The 8,555-nt window shown below is 64.2% G+C and carries 7 protein-coding genes and 1 tRNA gene; 6 read left to right on the top strand and 2 right to left on the bottom strand.

Annotated elements, in window-relative coordinates; genetic code table 11:
* Positions 1-67 precede the first annotated feature (67 nt).
* From guaA to QZY03_RS08980, 3 genes are all read left to right on the top strand, one after another.
* Positions 68-1,642, top strand: a complete 1,575-nt coding sequence (gene guaA, locus QZY03_RS08990; RefSeq protein ID WP_295580194.1) for a glutamine-hydrolyzing GMP synthase — start codon at positions 68-70, stop codon at positions 1,640-1,642.
* 189 nt (positions 1,643-1,831) lie between these two features.
* Entirely contained in the window at positions 1,832-2,308 is a 477-nt protein-coding gene (tadA, locus tag QZY03_RS08985) for a tRNA adenosine(34) deaminase TadA (protein ID WP_295580196.1), read from the top strand.
* A gap of 361 nt (positions 2,309-2,669) precedes the next feature.
* Positions 2,670-2,759, top strand: a tRNA-Ser gene (locus tag QZY03_RS08980).
* Positions 2,760-3,509: 750 nt separating this feature from the next.
* Here QZY03_RS08980 and QZY03_RS08975 read toward each other — a convergent pair.
* Positions 3,510-5,633 (bottom strand): glycosyl hydrolase family 57, encoded by a 2,124-nt coding sequence (locus tag QZY03_RS08975; RefSeq protein WP_295580193.1) that lies wholly within the window; start codon positions 5,631-5,633, stop codon positions 3,510-3,512.
* Between the two features lie 350 nt (positions 5,634-5,983).
* Here QZY03_RS08975 and moaE point away from each other — a divergent pair, with 350 nt between their 5' ends.
* On the top strand, positions 5,984-6,439 hold the full coding sequence (gene moaE, locus QZY03_RS08970) for a molybdopterin synthase catalytic subunit MoaE (RefSeq protein WP_295580192.1): 456 nt from the start codon (positions 5,984-5,986) through the stop codon (positions 6,437-6,439).
* A gap of 392 nt (positions 6,440-6,831) precedes the next feature.
* Here the strand turns inward: moaE and QZY03_RS08965 are convergent, their stop codons facing one another.
* On the bottom strand, positions 6,832-7,263 hold the full coding sequence (locus tag QZY03_RS08965) for a hypothetical protein (protein WP_295580191.1): 432 nt from the start codon (positions 7,261-7,263) through the stop codon (positions 6,832-6,834).
* Positions 7,264-7,407: 144 nt separating this feature from the next.
* Here QZY03_RS08965 and QZY03_RS08960 point away from each other — a divergent pair, with 144 nt between their 5' ends.
* Together QZY03_RS08960 and QZY03_RS08955 are read left to right on the top strand one after the other, a co-directional pair.
* Complete coding sequence (locus QZY03_RS08960; protein ID WP_295580189.1) at positions 7,408-8,076, top strand: ankyrin repeat domain-containing protein; 669 nt, start codon at positions 7,408-7,410, stop codon at positions 8,074-8,076.
* A 33-nt stretch (positions 8,077-8,109) separates the two neighbouring features.
* Entirely contained in the window at positions 8,110-8,406 is a 297-nt protein-coding gene (locus QZY03_RS08955) for a hypothetical protein (protein ID WP_295580187.1), read from the top strand.
* Positions 8,407-8,555 lie beyond the last annotated feature (149 nt).

Genomic DNA, 8,555 nt, shown 5'->3' with positions numbered 1-8,555 from the left:
TGCGCTTGAGGCGCAATCCGGCGCAAGCATTCAATCTGCTTCTTCCTTCCGGAACCATCACTAAGCCATGACCAATATCCACGCCGACCGCATCCTGATCCTGGACTTCGGCTCGCAGTACACCCAACTGATCGCGCGGCGGGTGCGTGAATCCGGGGTCTATTGCGAGATCCACCCCTGGGACATCGCGGCGGCGGCCATTCGCGGCTTTGCCCCCAAGGGCGTGATCCTCTCGGGCGGCCCGGAGTCGGTGCATGCGGCCGAGACGCCGCGCGCCGATCCACTGGTCTTCGACCTCAAGGTGCCGGTCCTCGGCATCTGCTATGGACTCCAGACGATGACGGCGCAACTCGGCGGAGAAGTCGCCGCGGCAACCCATCGGGAATACGGTTACGCCCAGGTGCGTGCTCGGGGTCACTCCCGGCTACTGCGCGACATCGAGGACCACACGAGCCCCGAGGGCTATGGACTGCTGGACGTGTGGATGAGCCATGGCGACCGCGTGGAATCCCCGCCGCCGGGCTTTCAGGTCATCGCCGAGACCGCCAATGCGCCGCTGGCCGGCATCGCCGACGAATCCCGCGGGTTCTACGGGCTCCAGTTCCACCCGGAGGTCACCCATACCCGCCAGGGCGGACGCATCCTGGAGCGCTTCGTCCACGAGATTTGCGGCTGCGGCAACCTCTGGACCCCGGGCAACATCATCGCCGACAGCATTGCCGCCCTGTGCGCCCAGGTCGGCCAGGATCAGGTCCTGCTCGGGCTCTCCGGCGGCGTCGACTCCAGCGTGGTCGCCGCCTTGCTGCACCGCGCGATCGGCGACCAACTCACCTGCGTCTTTGTCGACAACGGCCTGCTGCGCCTGGGCGAAGGCGATCAGGTCATGGCGACCTTCGCCCGCCACATGGGCGTCAAGGTTATCCGGGTCGACGCCGCGGACCGCTTCCTCGACCGGCTCCAGGGCGTCACCGACCCCGAGCAGAAACGCAAGATCATCGGCAACACCTTCATCGAAGTCTTCGATGACGAGGCCACCCGACTGCGCGACGTGAAATGGCTCGCCCAGGGCACGATCTACCCCGACGTCATCGAATCGGCGGGCGCCAAGACCGGCAAAGCGAAGGTGATCAAATCGCACCACAATGTCGGCGGCCTGCCGGAGCACATGAAGCTCAAGCTGGTCGAGCCCCTGCGTGAGCTATTCAAGGACGAGGTGCGGCGCATCGGCGTCGAACTCGGCCTGCCCGCGGAAATGGTCTACCGTCATCCCTTCCCAGGGCCCGGCCTGGGTGTGCGCATCCTGGGCGAGGTACACCGGGAATTCGCCGAGACCCTGCGCCGCGCCGACCACATCTTCATCGAAGAACTGCACCGGGCCGACCTTTACGACGAGGTCTCACAGGCCTTTGCCGTCTTCCTGCCGGTCCGCTCGGTCGGCGTGGTCGGCGACAACCGCCAGTATGCCCACGTCATCGCCTTGCGCGCGGTGGAGACCATCGACTTCATGACCGCCCGCTGGGCGCATCTGCCTTACGACTTCCTGGATCTGGTCTGTCGACGCATCGTCAATGAGGTCCCCGGCGTCTCCCGCGTGGTCTACGACATCACGGGCAAGCCGCCGGGCACCATCGAGTGGGAGTGAAGACGAGAGCCCGCCGCGGTCGCCCAGACCGCCCCCGAGGGCCGCGACCGTAGGGTCCGCTGCGCGGACCGACGCCCCCGCAGACGCGGAGTCGTAACCTGGGCTTCGCCGCGCGGATCGCGCCAACCAACGCGATGATCACGCCGCGTTTTCCATGCGGAGCGTGACATGCAGAACCAGGAAAGCGCCATGACCCAACCGGAAGCAGCCACCGCAGAGGCCGACGCCCGCTGGATGACCCACGCACTGATGCTGGCCGAGCGCGCGGGAGCGGCCGGCGAGGTCCCGGTCGGCGCCGTCCTGGTCCTGGACGACGTCCTCATCGGCGAAGGCTGGAACCGCCCGATCGCCGCCCGCGACCCCAGTGCCCATGCCGAAATCCAGGCACTGCGCGCCGCCGGTCAACACCTGGACAACTACCGCCTCCCCGGGTCTGTGCTCTATGTCACCCTGGAGCCCTGCGTCATGTGCGCCGGGGCCATCATCCATGCCCGCGTAGAGCGTGTGGTCTATGGTGCCCCGGACCCCAAGGCCGGCGCCTGCGGCAGCGTCTTCGACCTGCTGCCCTCCGACAGCCGCTTCAACCACCGCACCGCCTGCTCAGGGGGCGTGCTTGCCGCGACCTGCAGCGAGACACTGCGCGCCTTCTTCCGCGCACGCCGCTGACCGCGCGCCCGGCGATGTCGGCACTGGATCGGCCGCAACTCGATCGGCCGCGGCTCGGGTGCGATCAGAACTGATGTGTTGACGCCGATCCCGTAGGGTACGCATCGCCCACCCACCGAGCAGCGGCAACCTCTGGGGCCGGGTCCGCGATGCGAGCCACCGGACCTTCTCACGGACCGCGCGTCGTTGTCGTTGTCGTAGTCGAACAATCCGAGTACGACAACGACAACGAAAGCGTACCCGGAATCTCGATCACCACATCAGTTCTGATCGCACCCCCGCGGCTCTAGGAGATGGACAAGGACACCCCACACGCATATACTAGTCAGCTCACCGCAACTTGTGCGGTGACCCAGTCCCAGGAGAGGTGCCGGAGTGGCCGATCGGGCCTGACTCGAAATCAGGTGTACGCGCGAGCGTACCGTGGGTTCGAATCCCACCCTCTCCGCCAGTCCGCGTTTCGGCAGTGCGATGCCCGATCGAGGTCACGCGGTTGGAGCACAGCGCAGTTGCCGCTCAGGAAATCCACCAGCAGGCGTCCGTCGAGCAACTGGTGGAGTGTGAAACTGTCCAAGTCCACCCGCTTCAGACTCCCGGTCTCGATCAGCTTTGCCGCGTCTGCTTCGCCGATCATTTCGAATTGCACGGATCTTGCCCTCTGTAGATTAAACGTGGCGGCCACCAGGACGCCTTATCATTGCGCTGGGATCCGGACGCGGCAGCACGGACGGATCTGATCTTCCATGTAGGAACTAAGGCACGCTGGCCCGGCCCTAACGAACGACGGTAGCTGTTCAAGCGGGTCTGTTCGATCGTCTCGATGCGATACCACAACAGAAACCTGGAAACAATACGGACGGTCGACGGACTGGAATCCGCGGCAGTCAACTGACCCCATGTGCTCTTCGCTTTCACGACGGATGGTCTCCGAAAAGCGCTTCCCCAGTGGAGGGCCCCGGGCGCGAACCCGGTACAGGACCGGGCGGCGCCCCGCGGCTGTTGGTGTCTTCCTCGTTTTTGTCGGGACTTCTCGGACCCACGAGGTTCTTGTCGTGGAAAGTGCGGGTAGGATAATCCGTATCAAGCTGCTTTGACATAGTTGACATAGGTGAAATTACTCAGCACCGCAATCAGTCGCGTTGTTGTCGTCCATCGCTCGCCTACGCCTTTTCCCACATTCCGACTCAGGTTATTGACTGTCTCAAGCCAGCCAAATACGCTCCAGGGCTCCCCTGGACACATTCCCGCGACCGTCTTCCGCTTCGATGTAGTAACGCGCGTCGCCGGCACCGATCGGCAGCTCGGCGGTCAGATAGTCCGCCGTCACCGCGGCCCCGGTTTCGCAAGGATAAGGGCCGTGGTTGTGCATGGTCAACCGTTGCTCTCCGGCCGCGGTACGCAGCACCAGGTCGACCCGCTTCAGTCCGCAAACATCGGCGACGAAGGTGTGCGCGACGCCCTGGGGCGACGCATCGAGCAGGCATCCCTGCCCCCAGCGCTTGCCACCCGGATTCTCCGGCGTCACCCAGGGTGCGAAGATGGTCGGCCCAAGGCGATCGTGGCCGGCCGCGATCAGCGCGTCGAGCGCCGGCTTGATCAGGCGCAGCCCCAGGTTGGCCGCATTGGTGACCTGCTGGTCCCAGACCTGCTGGCCGGTCCAGTACCAATAACAACTGGTTTCGGCGGTCAAGAGCAGACGGATGGCCTCGGCCAGTTCCGGATGATCGGCCGCGCTGGTTTCCAACGTATGCACGGCATTTTGGAAGGCGGTGAGCACGGCCCAGGAGTTCAGATCAGGCGAATAGGGCTGATCATAGCGGCTGAACCACTTCATGAATTGTGGATCGCCGTTGTCGGCGCCGGCCCAGGAACCCGGTTCGATGTGGACCACCTGGTTGGGGTCGGGCGGGAAACGCTGCAGATAATCCTCGGTCGTAGTCAATTCGAAGCGGCTATCCTGTTGCAGCCACTCGACCAACCGACCGGTGTTGTGCCCGTAGTAACTGTCCGCCCCGCCGCCGTGATTGTCGCCGTCGGAATGCAGCAGGAAAAATGGCGGATGCGCGGGATCGTAGCTGCCGGTCTCGACGATTCGATCGTAGACCTGGCCCAGCACATCCGCATATTGCAGCGCACCAAAGCCGCCGCGCGCGTCCTCATTGCCGATATACCGTTCGGCTGGAACGGCAATGATCGTGTGCAGCTTGCCATCCGGATCCTCGTAACCCACGTATTCGGGCCGCAGCAGGCGCGGTGAGATTTTCGATCCGGCCCAGATATTCTGCAATTGCACCCAGTCATCCACCGGCGGATTGGTCTGTTCGGCTGCATTCGGCGGTAACATGCCCTCGCCGAGGCCGGCATAGGGGTAGTCGCGACAGGCACGGAAGCGGTGAATCGAGTCATAGATCACCGCCGTCACGCCAGCCTCGATCAAGGCCGGAATCATGCGCACATGAAACGCGGTCTCCGGCGGGAACAGCACGCGCGAGGCCTCGATGCCGAACGCGCGCTTGATCACGTCGCGATGCCAGGCGATCTGGCGAACGATGTCCTGCGCCGGGATCAGCGGCATCAGCGGATGGAAGAAACCGAAGGCTGAGAAAGCGACACGCGGGTTGCCAAGTTCGGTCTTGAGCCCGCCCATCCGGCGCAGGGCGTTATTCCAGCCGGAGAAGCGGCCGCCGCAGAAGCCCTCGTCGCCGCAGCGGTCGAGCTGTTCGATCAGTGAGCCGCTCCAGCTCGTCGACAACCCCGCATGCGGGAGTTGGCCGTCATTGTATTGCTGCACGGCGTTGGGAATGAAATCGGTATAGTTTCCGCCGCGCGAGCCGAAGATGCCGTCTTTCTCGCCATCCCAGTAATTGCGGTCGGTGGTGTTGTAATAGGGCTGGTGCATGTGCTTGTGGATACCGAAGTAGAGCTTCACTTCGGCGCCGCCGGCTACCGCAACGCGCGCTTCGGCTTTAACGCGTTGCGGACGAATCAGATTCACATCCCGGTCATGCTTGATCCAGTCCGCGCCCTGCGCATGTGCGATGGCGGCCTGGCGGCAGCCTTCGATCTGAACGCTGATGCGGTGGCCGTCAATGGTCCCCGCCGGCACGGCGGCGACATAGGTCCATTCGCCGGAAGCGGTTTGACTGAACTGAATGGCATCACCATTGAGCAGCGTCTGTGTCCCGGGTGCACGCAGGATGACCTGCGGAAAGGGAATCTCGCCATCCGCGGTGAATCGGACCTCGAACGCCGGATACGAGCCGTTGGGCGCGCAATGGAGTTCCTGTGGACAGTCAATGAGCAGAAAATGAGTAAAAAGTCCCATCGATCACACCTCGCCGTCGGGTCGGTCAGTCAAGGCACCGAACATCGGCCGATCACCCCGCCTGAAAGAAACGAGCATAGTGCAAGATGCGCCGTCTGAGAACCTGGACAATCAGCGGACCCGAACGCTAGACTCGTCGCAAACCCCAAGGCGACACCAGCGTGAGCGCGCCGGCGTTGATCATCGTCTCGGCCAGTGCCCGGGCGTGGTGCACTAGGGGTCGGGGCTTTACCGTGAAAGTGCGTCGTCAGGCCATCCTGGCCTGACGGCGTCGGGACTGGAGCGGTCAGGGCTGGAAGCCCTGACTACGGAGCCTCGTACGCTGGCAGTCGCGACAACAGTTGCAGTGTATGAATCAGATTCAAGTCCAACATGAGCCCATCCAGGTTGCCGCCGAACAGGAAGCCCTGTGGCGCGGCAAGCCCCAGGTGGGGGCCTTGGTCACCTTTGTCGGTCTGATGCGGGACATCAACGCGGATCGCGAGGTCAGCGCCATGACCCTCGAACACTATCCCGGCATGACCGAAAAGGCCCTGGAAGCCATCGCCGCGGAGGCCGCCGAACGCTGGGACCTCCTGGGTCTGCGCATCGTCCATCGCGTCGGGCTCCTGACGCCCCAGGAGCCGATCGTGTTCGTCGGGGTGGTGAGCCAGCACCGCACCGATGCCTTTCGCGCCTGTGAGTTTCTGATCGATTATCTGAAAACCAAGGCGCCGTTCTGGAAAAAGGAGACGACCCCCGAGGGTGAGCGCTGGGTGGAGGCGCGGGCGACCGACGAAACCGCGGCGGGGCGCTGGTCGCCTTAGGCGATGTCTGTCAAATCGTGCAGTTCCGTGCTCGCCTCGAGGTATAGCCTTCCTACCTGATATCCGGACAGAGCCTTGGTGTAGGGGCGGGTTTGAAACCCGCCCCTACGTCCGGTTATCACGTCCGACGGCTATACCACCGGGTGTGATCGGCCGTGATGTGGTTTGTTTGAGGCGGGCCTTTCGGTAGGATGGGCAGAGCGAGAGCGATGCCCATCCTCAAGCGTCGCGGTGGCCCCGATGGGCATCGCTCTCGCTCTGCCCATCCTACGCGCGTCTGCGACCACATCACTTTGGACCGCACCTGGCACCATCCGTGGCGACTTTCTTCCGGCCATCCTGCCGGAATGACGCCGCAACGTGGACCAGGGATGCGCACGCGCTCATCGGCCTCACTGGGCGCCGCCCGGCTTTTCCGGCCCACCTGAACCACCGACCGGCAGCGGGTGGGCGGATACCGGCTCCAGGATCATCCGCTCCACGTCCGCGAGCTGAATCTCCCGGCCGTCCAGAGTGCGGAACCCGCGACCCTCAATCGTGCGGCGGCGCGCCTCGTAGCGGGTGACGCTCCCGGTGTTGGCGTTTACGACCTGCACCGCCATCACGGCATTCCCGGTCTCCCACTGCCAAAACAGGTACCAGCCCGAGCCGGCCAGCATGAGGCCGAGCAGCGCGTAAGCGATCGTACGGACCAGGCCCGCGGGCAGCAACGGCGGACCGGGCGGTGCCTTGTCCCAAACTCGGCCCGATGCGCGCCAGCGGGTGCGCACGACCAGATAGGCGCCAAGCATCACGACAATCGTCAGCAAAAACTTCCAGATCATGGGACTCCGAATGCAGTCGGCGCGGGTGCCGCCGTCGAATACGACGACTCCGGCAGGATACCGGTTGCGAGCGGTTCCCCCGGTCGATACCATCCGGACGAACCCGCGGTTCAGCCCGTAAGATACGCCAAACCGATCCGCATCATGCGCCACCTGTCCGCTTTACCGGCTCTGATCCTGGCCCTGTTGGCGACCTTGCTGCTCGGGGGCTGCGGCGAACCCGCGCACCCGACGGTGGACCTGAGCCGCGCGGTCCGGGTGGGCGATCTGGACCAGATCAAACGGCACGTCTACTGGAATACGGACCTGAATCAGGCGGATCCCGACGGCAACCATCCACTGCACGTGGCGGCCCGGGCCGGTCAGGTCGGCATCGCCCGCGAACTGGTCCAACATGGCGCATCGCTGGTCGCCGTGGATGGCGCCGGGCGCACCCCATTGGAACTGGCCCTGATCAACGGCCGGACCCAGGTTGCCGTCATGCTGGTGAAGCAGGGTGCGGCAGTGGATGCACAGGCTATGCTGCTCGCCCTGGTCCGGGCTGGAGTCGCGGATCGCGATAGCGTGGCCTTCCTGCTCCGCCGCGGCGCCGATCTCAACCGACCGGACGCGCAGGGCGACGCGCCGCTGCATCTGGCGGTCGGATTGGGCCACCTGGAAACGGTCAAGCGGCTGATCGCGCGCGGGGCCGACGTCAACCAACCCGACGGATCAGGCCGAACCCCGCTGGCACTGGCGCTGAGCTTGAATCCCAAGGGTACGAACACCGCTGCTATCCGGCAGGCATTGCAACAATCCGGCGCCCGTCCATGAAGGGGCCGCGCCATCGACTCGCGGAGAGAAGACATGACCGAGAAGGTCGAGGATCTGACCGTCTCCTACACGGAAGACGGCATCGAGACCTGTAAAGAATTGGACAAGGTGATCTTGTCCAAGGGCGCCTGGACCACCATCCTCTTCCGTTATCAGGACTGGGACCGCACCAAGGAGATTTATGGGCCGGACAAGTACACGATCCGCCGCTATCAGAAGCGTGCCGGTGAATACCGTCAGCAGTCCAAGTTCAACATCTCCAGCCGCGCCCAGGCCGAGGGCCTGATCAAGGCGTTGCAGGGGTGGATCGAGGAGGAGCCCGAAGCGTGAGCGTTGCGGCCTTAGGTGATTTCCGACAATTTGGATACCGGTGAGTGTAGGTGCGACTTCAGTCGCACCTGCGTCCGAGTCGGTGCGACTGAAGTCGCACCTACATCCGAGCCGACGGTGGGTGGTATCCGGTGTTCCGGAAATCACCT

The organism is uncultured Lamprocystis sp. (assembly GCF_903933125.1).
Taxonomy (GTDB): domain Bacteria; phylum Pseudomonadota; class Gammaproteobacteria; order Chromatiales; family Chromatiaceae; genus Thiodictyon.
The sequence above is the reverse complement of the archived record's forward strand: the minus strand, read 5'-3'. Positions and strand labels throughout refer to the sequence as shown.

Coding starts and splice junctions, on each gene's coding strand:
- guaA (WP_295580194.1), top strand. CDS start 68: ATGACCAATATCCACGCCGACCGCATCCTGATCCTGGACTTCGGCTCG.
- tadA (WP_295580196.1), top strand. CDS start 1,832: ATGACCCAACCGGAAGCAGCCACCGCAGAGGCCGACGCCCGCTGGATG.
- QZY03_RS08975 (WP_295580193.1), bottom strand. CDS start 5,633: ATGGGACTTTTTACTCATTTTCTGCTCATTGACTGTCCACAGGAACTC.
- moaE (WP_295580192.1), top strand. CDS start 5,984: ATGAATCAGATTCAAGTCCAACATGAGCCCATCCAGGTTGCCGCCGAA.
- QZY03_RS08965 (WP_295580191.1), bottom strand. CDS start 7,263: ATGATCTGGAAGTTTTTGCTGACGATTGTCGTGATGCTTGGCGCCTAT.
- QZY03_RS08960 (WP_295580189.1), top strand. CDS start 7,408: ATGCGCCACCTGTCCGCTTTACCGGCTCTGATCCTGGCCCTGTTGGCG.
- QZY03_RS08955 (WP_295580187.1), top strand. CDS start 8,110: ATGACCGAGAAGGTCGAGGATCTGACCGTCTCCTACACGGAAGACGGC.